Annotated in this window: 16 protein-coding genes and 1 tRNA gene; 7 read left to right on the top strand and 10 right to left on the bottom strand. The window is 54.9% G+C overall.

All coding sequences use genetic code 11. From position 1 onward, the window contains the following. Window positions 1-256 precede the first annotated feature (256 nt). Window positions 257-619 (bottom strand): hypothetical protein, encoded by a 363-nt coding sequence (locus tag HNR55_RS09800; protein WP_242005525.1) that lies wholly within the window; start codon window positions 617-619, stop codon window positions 257-259. Between the two features lie 223 nt (window positions 620-842). Between HNR55_RS09800 and HNR55_RS09795 the strand changes: the two genes are divergently transcribed. Next, window positions 843-2,204 (top strand): MFS transporter, encoded by a 1,362-nt coding sequence (locus HNR55_RS09795; RefSeq protein ID WP_166114316.1) that lies wholly within the window; start codon window positions 843-845, stop codon window positions 2,202-2,204. Between the two features lie 57 nt (window positions 2,205-2,261). Here HNR55_RS09795 and HNR55_RS09790 read toward each other — a convergent pair whose 3' ends face one another. Then, a complete protein-coding gene (locus HNR55_RS09790; RefSeq protein ID WP_166114319.1) occupies window positions 2,262-2,873 on the bottom strand; it encodes a hypothetical protein in 612 nt (203 codons plus the stop codon). Between the two features lie 525 nt (window positions 2,874-3,398). Between HNR55_RS09790 and HNR55_RS09785 the strand changes: the two genes are divergently transcribed. After that, window positions 3,399-3,794 carry a hypothetical protein gene (locus HNR55_RS09785; protein WP_166114322.1) on the top strand — a complete coding sequence of 132 codons (396 nt, stop codon included), beginning with the start codon at window positions 3,399-3,401 and terminating at the stop codon, window positions 3,792-3,794. Between the two features lie 221 nt (window positions 3,795-4,015). Here the strand turns inward: HNR55_RS09785 and HNR55_RS09780 are convergent, their stop codons facing one another. Next, entirely contained in the window at window positions 4,016-4,516 is a 501-nt protein-coding gene (locus tag HNR55_RS09780) for a hypothetical protein (protein WP_166114325.1), read from the bottom strand. A gap of 345 nt (window positions 4,517-4,861) precedes the next feature. Here HNR55_RS09780 and HNR55_RS09775 point away from each other — a divergent pair, with 345 nt between their 5' ends. Beyond that, window positions 4,862-5,653, top strand: coding sequence for a hypothetical protein (locus HNR55_RS09775; protein ID WP_166114328.1), 792 nt, complete (start codon window positions 4,862-4,864; stop codon window positions 5,651-5,653). Between the two features lie 251 nt (window positions 5,654-5,904). Here the strand turns inward: HNR55_RS09775 and HNR55_RS09770 are convergent. Then, window positions 5,905-5,979 (bottom strand) — tRNA-Val (locus tag HNR55_RS09770). 66 nt (window positions 5,980-6,045) lie between these two features. On the opposite strand from HNR55_RS09770, the gene HNR55_RS09765 reads away from it, so the two are divergent. Beyond that, window positions 6,046-6,990, top strand: coding sequence for an N-formylglutamate amidohydrolase (locus tag HNR55_RS09765; protein WP_166114331.1), 945 nt, complete (start codon window positions 6,046-6,048; stop codon window positions 6,988-6,990). 139 nt (window positions 6,991-7,129) lie between these two features. Next, on the top strand, window positions 7,130-9,007 hold the full coding sequence (gene htpG, locus HNR55_RS09760; RefSeq protein WP_166114334.1) for a molecular chaperone HtpG: 1,878 nt from the start codon (window positions 7,130-7,132) through the stop codon (window positions 9,005-9,007). Window positions 9,008-9,097: 90 nt separating this feature from the next. Here the strand turns inward: htpG and mazG are convergent, their stop codons facing one another. Next, window positions 9,098-10,009 (bottom strand): nucleoside triphosphate pyrophosphohydrolase, encoded by a 912-nt coding sequence (mazG, locus tag HNR55_RS09755; protein WP_242005527.1) that lies wholly within the window; start codon window positions 10,007-10,009, stop codon window positions 9,098-9,100. Window positions 10,010-10,148: 139 nt separating this feature from the next. Between mazG and argC the strand changes: the two genes are divergently transcribed. Then, on the top strand, window positions 10,149-11,069 hold the full coding sequence (gene argC / locus HNR55_RS09750) for an N-acetyl-gamma-glutamyl-phosphate reductase (protein WP_166114340.1): 921 nt from the start codon (window positions 10,149-10,151) through the stop codon (window positions 11,067-11,069). Between the two features lie 34 nt (window positions 11,070-11,103). After that, complete coding sequence (locus HNR55_RS09745) at window positions 11,104-11,835, top strand: SDR family NAD(P)-dependent oxidoreductase (protein ID WP_166114343.1); 732 nt, start codon at window positions 11,104-11,106, stop codon at window positions 11,833-11,835. A 271-nt stretch (window positions 11,836-12,106) separates the two neighbouring features. Here the strand turns inward: HNR55_RS09745 and HNR55_RS09740 are convergent, their stop codons facing one another. Genes HNR55_RS09740 through cydD form a run of 5 tightly spaced genes read right to left on the bottom strand, consistent with a single transcriptional unit; the run spans window position 12,107 to window position 18,518 of the window. After that, window positions 12,107-12,304 (bottom strand): hypothetical protein, encoded by a 198-nt coding sequence (locus HNR55_RS09740; RefSeq protein ID WP_166114346.1) that lies wholly within the window; start codon window positions 12,302-12,304, stop codon window positions 12,107-12,109. A gap of 14 nt (window positions 12,305-12,318) precedes the next feature. After that, entirely contained in the window at window positions 12,319-13,455 is a 1,137-nt protein-coding gene (cydB, locus tag HNR55_RS09735) for a cytochrome d ubiquinol oxidase subunit II (RefSeq protein ID WP_166114349.1), read from the bottom strand. A gap of 15 nt (window positions 13,456-13,470) precedes the next feature. Beyond that, window positions 13,471-15,063, bottom strand: coding sequence for a cytochrome ubiquinol oxidase subunit I (locus HNR55_RS09730; RefSeq protein ID WP_166114352.1), 1,593 nt, complete (start codon window positions 15,061-15,063; stop codon window positions 13,471-13,473). Between the two features lie 39 nt (window positions 15,064-15,102). Beyond that, the gene (cydC, locus tag HNR55_RS09725) at window positions 15,103-16,824 is read right to left on the bottom strand and encodes a thiol reductant ABC exporter subunit CydC (protein ID WP_306309580.1); all 1,722 of its coding nucleotides are present in this window, start codon (window positions 16,822-16,824) and stop codon (window positions 15,103-15,105) included. Then, window positions 16,821-18,518, bottom strand: a complete 1,698-nt coding sequence (cydD, locus tag HNR55_RS09720) for a thiol reductant ABC exporter subunit CydD (protein WP_242005528.1) — start codon at window positions 18,516-18,518, stop codon at window positions 16,821-16,823. Before cydD ends, cydC begins: the two co-directional genes overlap by 4 nt. Window positions 18,519-18,697 lie beyond the last annotated feature (179 nt).

Genomic DNA, 18,697 nt, shown 5'->3' with positions numbered 1-18,697 from the left:
TCTCCCCTCAAAAACCGGGAAAACAGTCAGCACACGCAGCCACAAAGTACAACCCTTATGCGCCACACTCAGGGCTTAACTGACGACACGCCGTAGGCGGGCAGAAAACCCACCGGAATAACCGGCAGGCAGCGCGCGCTTACTCACATCGATGACCCATATGCTGGACAGAAATCAGAACTAACGACACAGGATGGAAAAATCTCGCCACAGTGGCAGATTTTATGACCTCCGATGATCACCACCCAGCCTTTTATTAAAACTCATAGGACTTTAATTTCCGTATAATGGATTTATTCCGGACATACTTTTTTTCAAAATATTCCTGCCTTTCATGAATATTTGAGCACACCTTATTCATTTCATCAGAAAGTTCATTTTTTCTTTTCGGGGGAAGATTGCTATCCCATTCTCCCGCCAGATACTGACAAATATCCGCATCATGAAAAAATACAGAAACATCATCAGGAAAATCCCCTTCAGTCTTTGCACTGACTGGTGAAATATTCATACAATATAAAAATACAAAACAAACCATTCTGATAGCCATCCAGAAATCAGGCCAGTTTATTTTTTCATACAAAAATATTTTCAATAATACCCAATAATTTTTGATCAATTTCAATCTTCCCCTATACACCATACTCGTGCAATCAAACTGCTTACAAGGGCTTTCCATACTTATCTAAAATCAACAAGGCACCATACCAGAATATATTCCGATCTGGAATCCTGACCCATTTTTTACGATAGAAGATAAAACTTGCAGCGTTATGGCGATAGAAGTTCTATCAGAATAGAACTTTCATCCGGATGATAACGATCAGGACGCCGAATTTTTTATGACTTCACCGCCTATTTCCGATACACAGCGCCGTCTGGTCATGCTTTGCGCCGTGCTGGGCATTATTCTGGGTGGGCTGGATGGAGCGATTGCCAATATCGCGCTCCCCACTATCGCCCATGACCTCCACTGTAGCGAGGCGCAGACGGTCTGGGTCGTCAATGTCTATCATCTGGCAGTTGCGGTGAGCTTGCTGCCTGCTGCGGCTCTGGCGGACACACTGGGCCTGAAACGGGTTTACGGGTTCGGGATCACACTTTTCACAGCAGCCTCCCTTGCCTGCGCCCTTTCGGGTTCACTGGGCGTTCTTATCACAGCACGCGCCGTGCAGGGACTGGGGACAGCCTGCATGGCCGCGTTGAGCGGCGCGCTAGTGCGCAGCGTGTATCCCAGAGCCATGCTGCATCAGGCTTTTGCCATTATTGCATTAGCCGTTGCCATTTCCGCCGCCGTCGGGCCTACGCTGGCAGCAGTGGTGCTGGCTGTTGCTCCCTGGCCATGGCTGTTTCTGATCAACGTGCCGATTGGCCTGATGACGGTTACTCTTTTCCTGCGGGCGGCTCCGACGAGCCCCCGCACTCCACTCTCGTTCGACTGGATGGGCACACTCCTGAATGTGGGTGCTCTTGGGCTCGGTATTCTGGGTGTTGATGCGCTGGGGCAGCAGAAAACCGGACTGGCGATACTTGAGATCGGAACAGGTTTACTTTGCGCCATTCTGCTGTATCGCCAGCAGAAAAAACTGACAACACCTCTGCTGCCATTGGATCTTCTGGCTATTCCGCTGTTTTCGCTTTCAATCCTGACATCAATCTGCGCTTATGCCGCACAGATTCTGGCTTATGTCGCACTCCCGTTTTTGTTCCAGACGGTCATGCATCTCTCCGCCGTAACAACAGGCCTGCTTGTTACGCCCTGGCCTATGCTTGTTGCCATTGCAGCCCCTTTTGCAGGCCGACTGGCAGTCCGGCACCCGGCATCGGTTTTAAGCAGCATGGGGCTGGCGCTTCTGGCGGCAGGACTGGCAACCCTGAGCCTTATGCCCGCACGGCCAGCCTTCTGGGACATATGCTGGCGGATGGCGCTTTGCGGCATTGGGTTTGGCTTTTACCAGACACCAAATAATCTGACAGTCATGACCTCCGGCCCGGCAACCCGCAGCGGCGCAGCAAGTGGGATGATGGCCGTTGCCCGCACGCTGGGCTGGGCGCTGGGCTCCGCACTGGTTGCGCTCGTCTTTGGTTTTTCCCAAGGTAGTGGTGGCGCGGTACATTGCCTGAAACTGGCCACAGGATTTGCTCTTCTTGGCGCCGCGCTGAGTGTCTCACGCCGGATCATCCGCCGGGAGGAAAAGCAGTAGGGAACTGAAGTGGCAGAAAGACCTGTTTTGACAAACCTAATTCTGTAAAGCCAAGGCTCAGAATAGCTTTCTCACATGTCGGGTTAAGCCGGACAAAAAACGCCGGATGATGCCACAGCTCTGTTGCAGCACCGCCGGTTCGGTTTCCATATCTATCCAATGGACATTACGAAAAACCATAGCTGCCAGAGTACCGTCTTTATCTGCACGCAGTATTAAATTATCTGACAAGGAAAATGTTTGAGAAATATTTACATTTTCTTCAAACTCAACATAGACAACACGACTGTCTCTATCAATCTTAACAGAAACCTGCTCGTTAAAATATAAATCCTCCTGAAATTTATCTATATCCTGCGGCACAAGTGATACCAGAGGAACATACTTACAATCTTCCTGATAGATAAAATCCTCTTTTTTCAAACCGGAAAAATACAGGAAGATCAACCGGACCACATTCCCTTTTCCCAGACAGAATTGAACTGGCCCAATATTTATCGTTGGGAATTTTTCCTCAAAACCAGAATTTAATTCTATTATTTTTTGAATTTCCGTTCTTTTATCCCCATAGGATGGAGGATAAACAATTCTCGCACCAAGTTCGTACTGTGAACATGTTATTTCCAAAGATGGAGCCTTGTCACAAGGTAGAAAAAGAAATTTTACCATTTTGTCTCTCTTGCGGAAAATTTGGCCTCCAGTTCCAGCCAGCAGTCTATGCTCTTGGCCCGAGATGCAACGCTGTAACCAGATGTCACGATCATCCTGCTCCGATAATCGGGGGGGAACTCTTTATCCATCTAGCCTGAGCTACACTGTTAATCTGTGGTCGTCTGGTGACGGGACTGCAATTTGCGCCTCCCTTTCTGTCATGGTACATTACATGCGTCATAGCACAAGAGATGCGCAGCACCGTTATCCGAGTATGAGCGATGATGACCGATAACCCATGTTGAATCTTAGGATTCCGAAGGAGCTATTTGTCCGACGTCAGGAACATGCTGACGTGCGCTCTCACTCGACGAACGCTGAATCGTTCAGAAACTTGAAGATGGCATGTATTTTTCCTTCCCTACCCATGCTCTGGAGAGCAAGAGCCTGACAGATTCTGAACGACCCCTTGTAAAAATGTGGCGTGAATTAGAAGATGCCTTCTCGCCCCTAAGGATAAAACAGATTTAACAGGAGGTTCTATTGAAGAAGCTGCTATTTGCCTTTCCCGCTCTTTCTGCTTTTCTGACAGTCCCAGTTCATGCCGCCCCTACGACTGACCTGCCAGATCAGATTGGCACCTGCGTATTCACCCATGTCAAATCCGTTGAAACCCGCCTTCAGGAAAGCGGAGGAAAGCCTGTTCCAGATTCAGGTTCAGCAATTAGTTTTGTCAATGGTGGCTATCAGGTCTCTTACGAACAAATTCCTGAGGTTGATTCTTCTCAAGCCGGCGACAAGGTAATGATGTGTCTGGCCTCTGTTCCTGCCAATTGCCCAGCAGGTGATAATAGAGGCAAAGTTTACACAACAACAAACTTTAGAACCGGACGCTCCTGGACTTTGCCAGACTCCGAACATGACTGCGGTGGCGCTTGATTTGAGAGAACAGGCGCACGAACACGCAGCCACCCAAGGGTCCTAACCCCGCTCCCCATCTGTGTACCATGGGGAAGGGGGGACACTGACAGGGTGGGCCGAAAGGAAATCCGTATGACTGAAAAAATCCTGCACCCAGACTTCCCCCTCAACGCCCCGCCCCCACATCTCTTATTCAAAACGTGAAGAGATCACATGAAGCGTTCTTAGACGTGTCCACCTTAAAACGAACTCCATCCTCCACACACAATGGACAGAAGAAATGACACGATAGGCGTGAGGCTTAATGATACCCATGCCGCCTTAAGCCAACGCCTGTCCCTTCCAATGATTTTGGTATTTTCGGCTGTGATATAGGACGCGGTGTAAGCCATCCATAAAGTGGCCTGCGTCTCGTCGCGCTCAGGCACATCGGAAAGAATGGTATCCACCACGTCAGGAGCAACGTTCTTGGATATAAGAGTTGTGGAGTAGAGACCCACGGCACATAGGCTACCTGTCATTCCAAAGCCTAGCGCCATAAACGCGCAGACAATGGAGTATTCCCGCTGGGAAAAAGCTCCCGCCAGAGACACCGCTGTAAGTGTGACGGACAGCGGAAGGATAGCGCCCAGTCGCCCTTTGATCCTATCGAACGAGGCAGCCGTTTCTTGATAGCCTGCATCGGCCAATGCTCTTTTTTCCTTGGCCAGCCACAGAGCAAAATCTTTATCGTCGGTCATTCTTGCTTTCTCCACGTGGCGATATGCGGCGGTTTTTCACTAAATGCAATATGACGGGATAAGAGCATTCTACCCTGCACTCCGCCTCCCCTGTATTCTCACCACCCGGCTGCACACCAGAGCGCTTGTGGCTCTCAAGGCTGATGCTGCTTATCCGTGTGCAAGCCCGCGACATATATACTCCAAGACGAACAGAACAAAATAACATAATAGTCTGTAATATATGAGGTTTTTGGTTCCTCCAGTTTACATTTCCCCAAACTTGACGGTCAGACTGCTGCATGCATTAGTAAATCAATCTTAGTTGCCTATAAAATCTCCCCACCATATTGAAAAGTCATGTTCATGATCCGACGTATTTTGTTATTAGTTCTGGTAACAATGGGCGGCTGTACATCCGCAGGAGCCAAACAGCAACCTTATGTGACAGATTTCCGGGTCTTCAACAGCACCCGGTATGCCAACGCAGACCATCTCGATAAAGCCGGTCTGGTACCCTTTACATCCGTATACGATGTCTGGAAACTGAAGTGCGACGAAACTCAATGCTCCAACGTGCCAACCGAGAGCGAGTTCAAGAAAACACTTGCCAGCTATGTAGCTCAATTCCGGTCAAGCGCATTCATTGCGTTTGACTTTGAAAATATCGTGATTGACAGAGCAGACTCTGCCGCACAGGCCAATAACGAGATTCAACTCTTCAAAAAATTTATTGCCTGGACGCGAGACAGTTACCCCGAAGCAAAAATCGGCATGTATGACTATGATTTTAATTCGAAGTTTCTCGATATAAGAGCAAAAATCTATCGGGATGGCGGGTTCGATTTCTTTGCGCCAACCCTGTACCAGCGATGGCCCAACCATAACGGCTGGTATGCACACCTGCATGCTGCCGTAACAAATGATCGTGCCATCAATCAATCACTCCCGATATACGCCTATGTCTCGCCTTACAGAGCCGGGGTAACAAAGAACGGTTTTCTCAGCGACACAGAATGGTCCCGCCAGTTGGCTGACGCAAAGAGAGCCATCAACGGCGTGATCATATGGATGCCAAGCTCGACTTCCGCCAGACTGGAGACAGACCAGAGCTGGGAAGAGACTTTGCGGCACATTATATCCAGCAAAAGACACTAGGCTCTGGGTTCATCGCCAGAACATGACTGTTGCCGCGAGACTGATGGGCGACCATAGGCATCGTCGCGCGCTATGCGAAGAAAATACCCGACGCTTACCGGGATGAGATTCGCGCATAGTGGGGGGGGGGTTGGAAAGCGGCACGGATATAGATTCCCAATAATGGAAATTGATACCGTTGATTGCCTTTGGGGATGCTAATTTTTCAGCGGGAGACATGGTATAAACCGCAGAATTCTGCGGCTCAGGAATGGTGGGCGCAACAGGGATTGAACCTGTGACCCCTACCATGTCAAGGTAGTGCTCTACCGCTGAGCTATGCGCCCATTCCTGATGTGTGTGGGCCTTTTATCCTCCTTGCCTTGCAAGCGCAAGCCCACAATAGTGGGAATATGAAAAATTTTGCGTCTTCTTTATTCCCACCCAGCCTGAAGCGGTTGTTTCAGCCTCAGCAGGACATGCAGGAAGAGAGCACAGCCAACAGGCAGGCGTCCCCCAATCCGGTTCTGGTCAACGGCACACCCGCAACCAGCCCCGTGGTGCTGGCCTCCCCCCATTCGGGGCATTTTTATCCGGAGACGTTTATACGTATTGCCCGCCAGCCCCTCGACATCCTGCGAAGTGGTGAAGACAGCTTTGTGGATGAACTGGCCCTTGGTGCCCATAATCTCGGGCCACCGCTGCTGAGCGCCACCTTCCCCCGTGTGTTTTGCGATGTAAACCGCGCGGCATGGGACCTGGACAGCCGGATGTTCCATGGTGCCATTCCTTCCTTTGTCGCACCCTCTGAGCAGGGGCTGGCGGGGCTGGGTTCCATACCCCGTATTGTTGCAGACCGCCGCCCCATTTACCGGCAGCGCCTCCCCTTTATGGAGGCCGCCTTACGTATCCGCCATTACTGGATGCCCTACCACGTTGCCTTGGCTGATCTGCTACAGGCCGCCCATACGCGGCACGGCTTCTGCCTGCTGCTGGACCTGCATTCCATGCCCGATGCGCCACAGGCAGGCTCGCCCGACTTTGTGCTGGGGGATCGCTATGGCACATCCTGCACGCAACGCCTGACAGATCTGGCGGAGCAGACCTTGCAGGGACTAGGGTTTAAAACCGCCCGGAACGCGCCATACGCAGGCGGCTATATTACGCGCCATTACGGCCGCCCCACCCGGAACATGCATGCCCTGCAAGTAGAAATGCGGCGCAGCCTGTATATGGATGAAACCACACACACACCGCATGAAGGGTTTGCCGCCTTGGCAGAAGCCCTGACCATTCTGGTCGCTCAGGTTCTGGCGCATTTTCCCGCGCAGGAAAAACCAGCGCACAATTCTGGCTGACATGACCCCGCCAGATATTGAAAACAGGCCCACCCCACCACATCTGTGCAACCGGAACAGGCAGGGATGCACGACCCCATCAGGCGTGGCATACACTGCCCATATACAGAGTTTATAAGAAGTAACAGGGCTCAGTAGCATGACAGAAACACCCCCCAACGCCACGGCACATCAGGGAAGTGAGACACGCGAGTTCAGCGCCGAAGTGGGGCGGCTGCTCGACCTGGTTGTGCACTCACTGTATTCCGAGCGCGAAATCTTCCTGCGTGAACTGGTCGCCAACTCAGCGGACGCCACCGATCGCCGCCGCTTTGAAGCCCTGACCGATGCTGCACAGGCCCTGCCCGAAAACGCCAGGATCAGCATCAACCCCGACAAGGACGCCCGCCTGCTGACGATCAGCGATGACGGGTCAGGCATGAGCCGGGATGAACTGGTCGCCAACCTTGGCACCATTGCCCGCTCTGGCACCCGCGCTTTTGGCCAGAAGCTTGAAACCGCCAAACCCGAAGACCGCCCAAGCCTGATTGGCCAGTTTGGCGTTGGTTTTTACGCAGCCTTCATGGTGGCGGACAAGGTGGATGTTGTCTCCCGCCGGGCCGGGTCGGATGAGGCATGGCGCTGGTCGTCCGATGGCAAGGGGGCCTACACGCTTGAACCCGCAACACGCGAAAAAGCGGGAACAGACATTACACTCCACATTAAATCCGATGCGGATGAGTTTCTGGACCCATGGCGTCTGCAGGCCATTATTCGTAAATGGTCGGACCATATTGCATGGCCCGTGACCATCATGCGTGATGGCAAGGAAGAAGCCGCCAACGAAGGCACGGCCCTGTGGCGCAAGTCCCGCAATGATGTGACGGAAGAACAGCTGGAAGAGTTCTACCGCCATATTTCCCACAACTTTGACAAACCGTGGGATACCCTGCACTGGCGTGCAGAGGGCATGATGGAATTTTCCGCCCTGCTGTTCATCCCCTCCTCCCGCCCGTTCGAGTTTGGCGAGCAGACGCGTGAGAGCAAGGTGCGCCTGCATGTGCGCCGGATGTTCATTACCGATGATGCCGAAATCCTGCCCCCATGGCTGCGCTTTGTGCATGGTGTGGTGGATACGGAGGACCTGCCGCTCAATGTCTCACGCGAGATGTTGCAGGCAACCCCCGTTCTGGCCCGTATCCGCAAGGCCGTGACCACCAAGGTTGTGAACGAGCTGAAAACCCGCGCCAAGGACGCGCAGGCCTATGCAACGTTCTGGGACAACTTTGGCCCCGTGCTCAAGGAAGGCATGTGGGACGACCCCACCTATAAAACCGATGTGGCAGCCCTTAGCCGCTTCCGCTCCAGTGCGGTGGATACCCTGACCTCGCTGGACGATTACATAAGCCGCATGAAGCCCGAGCAGGACGCCATTTACTACGTAACAGGCGACAATGCAGACGTGCTGAATGCCTCCCCCCAGATTGAAGGCTTCAAAGCCCGTGGGGTGGAAGTGCTGCTGCTGTCCGACCCGGTGGATTCCTTCTGGCCGGAACGGCTTGGCACATATGAAGGCAAAAGCCTGCGCAATGTGGCACAGGGCCTGAATGACCTTGAAAAATTTGGCGCACCAGAAGCCAGTACCGCCGAAAAAGCGGATATGGACACCCTGCTGCCAGCCCTGAAAACCGCTCTGGGGGATGCTGTATCCGACATCCGGGCAACGGATCGTCTGGTTTCCAGCGCCATGGTGCTGAGTGCGCCAGAAGGTGGGCCGGACCTGCAACTGCGCAAGCTCATGCAGCGCAGCGGGCAGGACATTCCGGACGTAACCCCTGTGCTGGAACTTAACCCTGCACACCCCATGATCCACTCTCTGGCCCAAAAGGTGCAGGCAGGGGATAAGATTGATACGCTGGCCCATATCCTGCTTGATGTTGCCAGCATCCAGAATGGTGAAACACCAAAGGATGTTAACGCTTTTTCCCGCCGGATCATGGATTATCTGACTGGTGGCACACAGAACGCCAACACATAGTAACGTCACGCTGACTAACCGTAAGGGAGCGCGCTCCCTTACGCCCGCAAACCAGAACGGCTGGGGCCAAGGCTCCAGCCGTTCTGGTTTTCAGGGCTTTTCAGTCTGTTTGACTGCATTCCACACGGCGTCCAGCTTCTCCACGCTCTGGTCCTGCATGCTCAGGCCATCCTGCGCCAGACGAGCTTCCACCGCCTCGAACCGGCGGGTAAACTTGTCACAGGCCTGACGCAGGCAGGCTTCCGGATCCAGCTTCAGGCGGCGTGCAAGGCTGGCGACAGAAAACAGGACATCGCCCAGTTCATCCTGCATTTTTTCCCGGTCATTCTTCTGCATTTCTACCGCAAACTCGTTTATTTCCTCATGCACCTTGTCCAGCACACCGGAAACATCAGGCCAGTCAAACCCGACACGGGCCGCGCGGGATGCCAGTTTGGAAGCCCGCAGCAGGGCGGGCAGAACAGGCGGCACACCCGCCAGCGCACCGGGGCGCTGCGCTGCCTGCCCCCCGGATTGCGCCAGACGTTTGCGTTCCTGCTCCTTGATCTCCTCCCACTGCCCCGGCATGGCGCGTGCGGACAGTTCAGCCGCTACGGGCTGGGATTGAGCAGCACTCCCCAGCACATCCTTGCCAAAGGTGACGTGCGGGTGCCGACGGATCATTTTTTCCGTCACAATTTCCGCCACATCGGCAAAAGCAAATTTTCCCTCCTCTTCCGCCAGCTGCGCCTGATAGACAACCTGCAACAGAAGGTCCCCTAGTTCATCGGGAAAAGCCTGCCAGTCCTGCCGCTGAATAGCATCGAGCACCTCATAGGCTTCTTCAATGGCATAGGGGGCTATGGTCTGGTGTGTCTGCTCGCGGTCCCACGGGCAGCCTTCCTCCGGGTCGCGCAGACGCGCCATAAGAGCAAGCAGCCGCTCAATATTCTGCGCGGCCTTGTGCCGGTTCTGTACGGCATCCACAGGGGAGGTTGCGGGGGATTGTGCTCTGCTGGTCATGCTCTCTGCCTGTTCTGGTGGCCTGCCGCGCGGGCAGCGCGGGACTTTATGTGTTAAACATTGTGCCATAATCCTGTGCCGCGTCTATGCGCTTGCAGGCAGAAAGCCTAATCTACAGCCAGAAACAGGAGAGGAAGGCATGACACAGAAACCCGTTATCTTTATTGATGGCGAAGCAGGCACAACAGGGCTGGAAATACGCGAGCGCCTCTCGGCCCTGCCTGTTACGCTGTTTTCAATCGACCCCGCCCGGCGCAAGGACCCGGCTGCCCGCAAGGACGCCATGGCCGCAGCCGATCTGGTTGTTCTGTGCCTGCCGGACGATGCCTCGCGCGAGGCGGTGCATATGGCCGCAACTCTGGGTGATGCCGCCCCTCGCCTGCTGGATGCCAGCACCGCTTACCGCACAGACCCCGCATGGGTTTACGGCTTTCCCGAACTGGCAAAAGGTCAGGACCGGGCCATTGCCAGCGCGCTGCGCGTGTCCAACCCCGGCTGCTACCCCACGGGAGCCATTGCCCTGCTTCGCCCGCTGGTGGATGCCGGGGTGCTGGATGCCCACTATCCGGTCTGCATTAACGCGGTCAGTGGGTACACCGGGGGTGGGCGCAGCATGATTGAGGCGCACGAGCATGAAGGCGGGCCAGCGTTTGAGCTGTATGGGCTCAGTCTGGAACACAAGCATGTGCCCGAAATCCACCAGCACGCCAACCTTGCACGGCGTCCGGTTTTTGTTCCTTCCGTCGGGCATTTTGCGCGGGGGATGATTGTCTCCATCCCCTTGCATCTGGATGACCTGAAAGGCCATATCACCGGGAGTGATCTGCACGCCATTCTGCACGAACACTACGCCGGACAGGCCCATGTGCGGGTTATGCCACACGAACCCAATCTCTCGGCCGAGGCTCTGGCAGGGCGCGACAACATGGAACTGCGTGTGCATGCCAGCCCCCGAAACAGACAGGCCCTGCTGACTGCCCGTCTGGATAATCTGGGCAAAGGTGCGTCCGGGGCTGCGTTGCAGAACATCAGCCTGATGCTGGGTTTGAAAGACGGTTGAAAACTGTCTTGAATTTTGAAAGGTTTTAACAATCATGAGCAATCGAGTTGCTATTGTAACCGGCGGGAGCCGGGGCATTGGTGCCGCCATTGCAGAAGCTCTGGCAAAAGACGGGTATGATATTGCCATTTCCTATTCCAGCAGTTCGGGTGCTGCGGAAAAGGTTGCGGAAAAAATCCGTGCCATGGGCCGTAAGGCACTGACCATCAAAGCCAACGGTGCCAGAATTGAAGGCAACCGTGAGGTCATTGCCGAAACCATTATTGCCTTTGGCCGTATTGACGTACTTGTCTGCAATGCTGGCACGTATCCCTACGGCCCGATTGATGAAATGACGGTTGCACAGATTGAAAATATTCTGAATCTGAATGTGCGTGCCGTCATGGTGGAAACCATGGAAGCCGTGAAACACATGAAGGAAGGTGGGCGGATTATTTACATCGGCTCCGCTTTTGGTGCGCGCGCACCTTTCCCCGGTATTTCGCTTTATGCCGCCACAAAGGCTGCCCTGCGTGGCTTTGCCAAAGGCGTGGCGCGGGATCTGGGAAGCCGTGGCATTACAGCCAATGTGATCGAACCCGGCCCGATCCACACAGACCTGAACCCTGAAGATGGAGAAAATGCAGCCCTTATCAGCAGTTTTGTCGCAACTGGCACTTATGGCAAGGTGGATGACATTGCCGCCATGGCTGCTTTTCTGGCCAGCCCCAAAGCATCTTACATTACAGGTGCTGCCCTACCTGTTGATGGCGGACTAGAAGCCTGACGCCACCTATCATTTCCTAAACTTTCGTAATAAATAATAGTTTTTATAACCTGCTCTCATAATCGGTTTATGGGGGCGGGTTTTTTTGTACCCACAAAACAAAATAGCCTGCATACCATAGGTATGCAGGCTATCCCTTTGTGAGGCTTCCCTGATGCTAGAATCGCAGGCTAGGGAAACATCTTCTTTATAACAGAAAATGCTATTATATAAAACGATAAATACAAAAACGGTACAAAAAATATAATAGCTTCCAGATCTCCCATCATGGTCAGAACTCCCCTTTCGATACAGCCTCTTCGGCCTGTGCATCAAACAGGACGCCACCTGCGGCTGCGACCAGAATGATCATGACCGTACCAACCACCCATGCAAAATACCAAGGCCCCTGGTCACCCACAAAAACGGCAAACAGAAGAGCCACCACCAGAGCCAGACCCAGCCCCGCAAAACGCAGCAATGTGATCATGCGCCCTCTCCTTTTCAGTAACTATGCGTATCTTTGATGATATCCGCGGTGCGGACTTTCCCGCGCATCACGTAATAGCACCAGGATGTGTAACACAGGATAATCGGCACAAAGATCAGGGCCACGGCCAGCATACAGGCCAGACCATACTGGCTGGCTGAGCTGTTCCAGATTGTCAGGCTCTGGTCAGGACGTGTGGTGGAGGGCATGAAGAACGGGAACATGGCGGCCGCAACCGTACCAATTGTACCCACCCAGGAACCAAGACCCATCCACCAGGCCATATGAGACCGGTTAGCCCGCACAAGAGCAACACCTGCCAGCATGCTGAACACACCAAGCACAGGCACCAGCCACAAAATGGGATGTGCTGCATAGTTATGCAACCACCCGCCCACCTGCATGCTCACATGCTGCCCCTGCATGGGGTTTGCCGCCATGCCAGGGTCACCCTGCTCAAGCACAAAACCCGATATGCTGCGGATCCATACACCACCGACAAGGAACAGAACAACCGCCGCAATCCCCGCACGAATGGCATAGAACCGTGCCCGGTCATGAATGGGGTTTTCCGAGCGGATCATCAGCATGATGCCACCTTGCATGACACTCAGGCAGACCGCCATAAGGCCGCACAGAATGGCAAAGGGATTAAGCAGATAAGCCAGAAAGGACCCATCCTGAAAATACTGCCCGGTCCAGTTAAAGTGGTAGCCTACACCTTGCAGAATATTGCCAAAAGCTGCGCCATAGACAAACATGGGCAGAAAGCCGGAAATCAGAAAAACCCAATCCCAGCTTGCACGCCACAGGCGGGCTTCCACCTTGGAACGGTATTCAAAGGCCACGGGTCGCAGGATCATGCTGAACAGCAGCAGGATCATGACCACATAGAACACCGAAAAGGACGTGGCATACAGCGTGGGGAACGCCGCAAAAATGGCGCCGCCACCCAGAATGAACCAGACCTGATTACCATCCCAGTGCGGACCAATGATGTTGAGCGCGGTGCGGCGCTCCCCATCCGTGCGCCCCACAAAGCGCAGCAGGGTGCCTACCCCCATGTCCATGCCCACCATCAGGCCAAGCCCGATCAGCAGCACACATAAAAGGCCAGCCCATATAAGCTTGAGAACAACGTAAACATCCATGATGCAGGACCTTCCTTAATGCGCCACAACGGACAGGTGTGCGGGATCTGCATCTTCATGCGGACCATGCGCCTCTGGCCCCAGCCGGGCGAACTTGAACATCAGGTAAAGCTCAACCGCGATAAATATGCTGTAAAGCACAGTAAATCCGGCCAGCGAGAACAGCATGTAGGACACGCTATGTGTGGACGCGGACATAAAGGTTGGCAGACGGTCAAACACGGTCCAGGGCTGCCGACCGGCCTCAGCCGTAATCCAGCCGAACTCGGTTGCCAGAACTGGCAGGGGAATGGACCACATGCACAGTTTGAGGAACAGCGGGTTACGCTCAAGCTGGTTTTTCAGGCTCAGGTAAGACGCCATGGCAAACAGCACGAAAAAGAACACGCCCAGGAACACCATCAGGCGGAATGACCAGAAGGTTACAAAAACATTGGGCAGAATATCGGGCTTTGTCTGCTCAATAACGCTCTGGAGCTGTTCGGGCGCAATGGCGGTTACGTCCTGACCCGGTGCATGACGGGAAGCAAGCAGACCATACCCCATGTCATCCTGATGGGCGCGGAACTCCTCCAGATCAGCCGCCTGGTGGTTTTCTTCATACCGACGCAGAGCACTTACGGCTGTAATACCAGACGCAATGCGCGGAGCAGCAGCATCTTCCAGTTCGATCATGCCTGTAATGGGCATGCTGAAGCTGTGTGTGATCAGGGGTGTGAGCACAAAAGGCACACCGATCTCAAACGAACTTTCCTGCTTTGCATCATTGGGCAGGGCCGCGATGATCCAGGGCTCATAGGGAGGCTTGCTGGTATGCCACAGCCCTTCCATAGCCGCGATCTTGGTGGGCTGGTGTTCGTAATCCAGACGCCCCAGCACATCCCCCAGCGTAATGACGGCAACGGTGGAAAAAATACCGAACAGAGCCGCCATACGGAAAGACCGCGCTGCAAAATCCCGGTGCTGCTTGCGCAACAGGTAGAACGCACTGATCCCCATGACAAACAGGGATGCCGCCACATAACCCGCAACCGACGTATGCACGAACTTGGCCTGTGCGTCGGGGTTGAAGACAACACCAACAAAGCTGTCAAATGTCATCCGCAGGGTTTCGGGGTCGAAATGCGCGCCGTTGGGCATGTTCATGCTGGCATTGGCGACCAGAATCCACAATGCGGACAGGTTGGAACCCAGCGCCACCAGATAGGTAACGGCCAGATGCCCAGGCTTGCTCAGCCGGTCCCAGCCAAAAAACATCAGCCCGATAAACGTGGATTCCATAAAGAAGGCCATCAGCCCTTCAATGGCCAGCGGCGTTCCGAACATGTCGCCAAAAAAGCGGGAATACATGGACCAGTTGGTGCCGAACTCAAACTCCATGGTCAGGCCGGTTGCCACGCCCAGAGCAAAGTTGATGCCAAACAGCTTACCCCAGAACAGGGTCATATCCTTGTACACCTGCTTGCCGGTTACGACGTACACCGTCTCCATGGCAGCCAGCATAAAGGTCAGTCCCAATGTCAGAGGGACAAACATGAAGTGATAAAGGGCCGTTAACGCAAACTGAAAACGCGAAAGGTCAACGACCGTAGGATTAATTAAGTCCATTTTTTTAACCTTATTACTGAATAAAAGCGTTTTTCACTTTCAGCTCTTCATGTCGCTCCCTCCTCCGGGGCGAAAACACGCGTCCTCCACCCTGATAACCCTGTGCATGAACGGAAGCACCGCCTGCCGGTGGGTCATGCATACAATGGTTGTGCGCTCACACCGCTGTACCAGCGCGGCCATGAGGGCCTGCTCCAGAGGAGCATCCAGCCCTTCGGTTGGCTCGTCCAGAACAAGCCATGGTGTGCCGCGTAACAGGGCCTGAGCCACCGCTACCCTGCGCGCTTGCCCACCGGAAAGGCGCAGGCCATCATTACCAACCCAGGTTTGCAAACCCTGTGGTAAAGACTGAATAAACTGTGTAAGTTGTGCTGTTTCCAGCACATCTGCAAGCTCCTGCTCCGTGGCATGTGGGGCGGCCAGCAGGAGGTTGTCCCTGAGTGTACCTGCAAACAGGTGGAAGTCCTGTGCGGCCACACTTACAAAAGCTGCCATATCTTCTGCACACAGTGTGCTCACATCCACCCCGCCAAAGCTGATACTGCCACTATCAGGCACGTAAAAGCCAAAGAGCAGGTTGATCAGGCTACTTTTGCCAATACCGGAAGGTCCGATCAGCCCCACATGCTCACCCTGACGGATGATCAGGTTAGCATTCTGCAAAACAGGGCTTACAGTTTTCGGGTATGCAAAACTCAGGTCACGCACCACCAGATCATATGGTGCGTGCGGGAGGTCTGCCCCCTGCACCACGGGGCGTGGCGCGCTGGGGGGGCAGGCAGCATCCAGCCGCATGGTGGCAAGCTTTGCCTGCGCTGCGGCCTGACGCGCCAGAGGCAAAGGGGCCGCCACATCAAAAGCAGCCAGAACCCCCAGCACCAGCATGGGAACTTCCGCAACACTCAGTTGCCCCGCCCGGCAGGCATTCACAGCCAGAACCAGAACCCCCAGCGCCGTAGCAAAGGTGATAAGGGTTATCAGCCCCCGCGCGGCACTTTCCAGCACATCCAGCTTCCAGCACGCCTTATCCATTCCGGCCTGCTGCACCTGCCACAGTCTGGCCCGGCCACTGGCGGCATCCAAAAGCAGGTATTCCCCCATATTCTGGAGTGTTTGCGCCAGTTCCGCCTGAATGTGGCTCTGCTGTTCGGCCTCTACCCGCACCAGCCGGTCCATTGCAGGGCCAGCCAGCAAGGGGACCAGAACACCGCCAAGCAACAGCCCTGCGGCCAGAAGCGCTGCCGCAGGGAGCGTAAAGCAGGCGAATACGCCTACAAACACAACACCACACAGCAACGCCCGCAAAAAGGGCAGTGCGACATCCGTGTAATATGCCGCCACTTTGTCCGTATCAGAGACAAAGCGCCCCAGCAGGTCACCGCCCTGCTGGTCCACCAACCCGGCAGGGGCAAGCGGGGCAAGGCGTGCGTAAACCCATGCGCGCAAATGCCCGCCCAGACGGAGAGCACCATCATGCGCCACAACCCGCTCCAGATAGCGGGCCAGAATGCGGACCATGGCAAAAAACCGCACACCGGTTGCTGGCAGCACAATATTGAAGGCCCGCGCCACGGCTTGCCCACCCAGCCCTGCAACCGCTGCCCCCGCCAGCAGCCAGCCTGACAGAAACAGCAGCCCAAAACTGGCCAGAGCCGCAGCACAGGCAAACCCTACACCCAGAGCCAGACGCCAGCGCAGCCCTACCGAAAGACGGAAAAAACCTTGCGCGCCACCGGCCAAAGAGTCTTGCGGCATGGTCATGCAACAGTCTCCTTCTGCACGGGAAGACTCTCTACCGTGCCGCCAGCCACATGCAGCAGCACATCTGCCCGGTCAGCCAGCGCCTGCCGGTGCGTTGCAACCACTACAATGCGCCCGGCTACACACCGGCGCAGGGCATTGGCCACATGCAATGCACTCACCACGTCCAGCCCTGCTGTGGGCTCGTCCAGCACCAGAACATCCGGGTTTTGCAGCAAGGCCCGCGCCAGAGCCAGACGGCGGACCTGACCACCGGACAGGCGGCTGCCCCGTTCGCCTATATGCGTCTCAAACCCATCGGGCAGGGCTTCTATAAATCCCAGCGCATCCGCCAGCTCTGCTGCCTGCCGCAACTGCTGCATATCCGCACCCGTCACACCCAGACGCAGGTTATCAGCCACAGTGCCAAAAATCATAAGCGGATGCTGCGGGACCCAGGCCATGCGCACACCATCAAGCGCCATGGGCCGTCCGGATGTATCATACGCTTCCAGACGTCCGGCAACAGGCTGCAAAAAACCTAACAGGGTATTGAGCAGCGTGGTTTTGCCCGCACCACTCGCCCCCGTTAAAACAGTCAGGCGGTTACGTGCAAAATGGCAGGTGACATGCTGCAAAACAGTTGTGCCATCGGGGGTATGCACCTCAAGCCCGGTGCATGCCAGAGCGCCAACACTCCCAACCGGCTGCGGTGTCTGCATACCGTAACGCCCTGCCTGCGCTGGCAGGGCAAACAGTTTACCCATATGCTCCATGGCCGCCCGGGCGTTCTGGCGCGCGTGGTAACTGGCAGAAAATGTCCGCAAAGGCATAAAATATTCTGGAGCCAGCAAGAGAACCAGAAAAGCAGACCGAAAATCCGCAGTACCAGCCAGCAGGCGTGTGCCAAAAACAACGGCGACCAGAGCAATGGACAGGCTGGAGAAAAACTCCAGTGAGGCCGATGTCAGGAACGCCACCTTCATGACAGACAAAGTGGTGCGTCCATGCGCCTCCGCCAGTCTGGTAATCCGGTCCAGACTGTCCTGCGTGCGGCCAAACAGACGCAGGGTTTTCAACCCTCGCAGCGCGTCCAGAAAACTCCCCCCGAGCAGGGACAGTTCCCGCCACCGCCGGTCCATGATGGTTTGCGCGCCATAGCCCACAAACACCATAAAAACCGGCACAAGCGGACCAGTGCAGGCAAGCACGACAAAGCTCCACCCATCCACCCCCGCCACCACCGCCAGAATAAGGAGTGGCAACACCACCATCATGGCGGCAGAAGGCACATACCGGGCAAAATAGGGGACCAGCGCGCGCGCGCCCTCTGTAAACGTGGTCACGATCTCCCCTGCGGGCACACCAGCGCACACCACGGGACCCGCCGCAAGCAGGTGCGTCAGCAGCCGCCCCCGAACATGGCCCGCCACCCGCAGACCCGCCTGCGTTCCCATAATATCAGACGCAAAACGTGCCCCCACCTGCCCCACAAGGCAGGCCAGGATCAGCCCGAACACAGAAATTTCCGTCCCCAGACCACGACCATGGAAGGCCAGATCATCCACAAGATGGGCCAGCAGGATAAACTGGCACACCAGCAGAACAGCCGACACACCGCCACACACAACAGAACCAAGCAACCAGCCACGCACCTGACGGGCCAGTCCCTTTGTCATATCTGCGCCGTCTGATCGGGCGGGTGTGGCGTCCATGGCTCAATACTTACATAATTTTATTAACAATTCCGTTAGTTACATTTATCTGTAACTTTAGTCAAGAGCGATGCGGAGTTGAGAATTTTCTCAACTGCAAGAAAGAGCTACTCTCTCCCCAACCCAGAAAGATATTTTGAACAATTCCCACGATAGCATTTAAATCTGGTTAATATCTT

Origin of the sequence: Acetobacter lovaniensis (assembly GCF_014207635.1) — a bacterium.
In the GTDB taxonomy this organism is placed as follows: domain Bacteria; phylum Pseudomonadota; class Alphaproteobacteria; order Acetobacterales; family Acetobacteraceae; genus Acetobacter; species Acetobacter lovaniensis.
This window is presented reverse-complemented; position numbering and strand designations above follow the sequence as displayed.

What these genes read in the sequence shown, in the direction of transcription:
- cydD (WP_242005528.1), bottom strand. Translation starts at nt 18,518, where the DNA reads ATGGACGCCACACCCGCCCGATCAGACGGCGCAGATATGACAAAGGGA.
- HNR55_RS09730 (WP_166114352.1), bottom strand. Translation starts at nt 15,063, where the DNA reads ATGGACTTAATTAATCCTACGGTCGTTGACCTTTCGCGTTTTCAGTTT.
- cydB (WP_166114349.1), bottom strand. Translation starts at nt 13,455, where the DNA reads ATGGATGTTTACGTTGTTCTCAAGCTTATATGGGCTGGCCTTTTATGT.
- HNR55_RS09795 (WP_166114316.1), top strand. Translation starts at nt 843, where the DNA reads ATGACTTCACCGCCTATTTCCGATACACAGCGCCGTCTGGTCATGCTT.
- htpG (WP_166114334.1), top strand. Translation starts at nt 7,130, where the DNA reads ATGACAGAAACACCCCCCAACGCCACGGCACATCAGGGAAGTGAGACA.
- HNR55_RS09765 (WP_166114331.1), top strand. Translation starts at nt 6,046, where the DNA reads ATGAAAAATTTTGCGTCTTCTTTATTCCCACCCAGCCTGAAGCGGTTG.
- argC (WP_166114340.1), top strand. Translation starts at nt 10,149, where the DNA reads ATGACACAGAAACCCGTTATCTTTATTGATGGCGAAGCAGGCACAACA.
- HNR55_RS09780 (WP_166114325.1), bottom strand. Translation starts at nt 4,516, where the DNA reads ATGACCGACGATAAAGATTTTGCTCTGTGGCTGGCCAAGGAAAAAAGA.
- mazG (WP_242005527.1), bottom strand. Translation starts at nt 10,009, where the DNA reads ATGACCAGCAGAGCACAATCCCCCGCAACCTCCCCTGTGGATGCCGTA.
- HNR55_RS09790 (WP_166114319.1), bottom strand. Translation starts at nt 2,873, where the DNA reads ATGGTAAAATTTCTTTTTCTACCTTGTGACAAGGCTCCATCTTTGGAA.
- cydC (WP_306309580.1), bottom strand. Translation starts at nt 16,824, where the DNA reads ATGACCATGCCGCAAGACTCTTTGGCCGGTGGCGCGCAAGGTTTTTTC.
- HNR55_RS09740 (WP_166114346.1), bottom strand. Translation starts at nt 12,304, where the DNA reads ATGATCACATTGCTGCGTTTTGCGGGGCTGGGTCTGGCTCTGGTGGTG.
- HNR55_RS09745 (WP_166114343.1), top strand. Translation starts at nt 11,104, where the DNA reads ATGAGCAATCGAGTTGCTATTGTAACCGGCGGGAGCCGGGGCATTGGT.
- HNR55_RS09775 (WP_166114328.1), top strand. Translation starts at nt 4,862, where the DNA reads ATGATCCGACGTATTTTGTTATTAGTTCTGGTAACAATGGGCGGCTGT.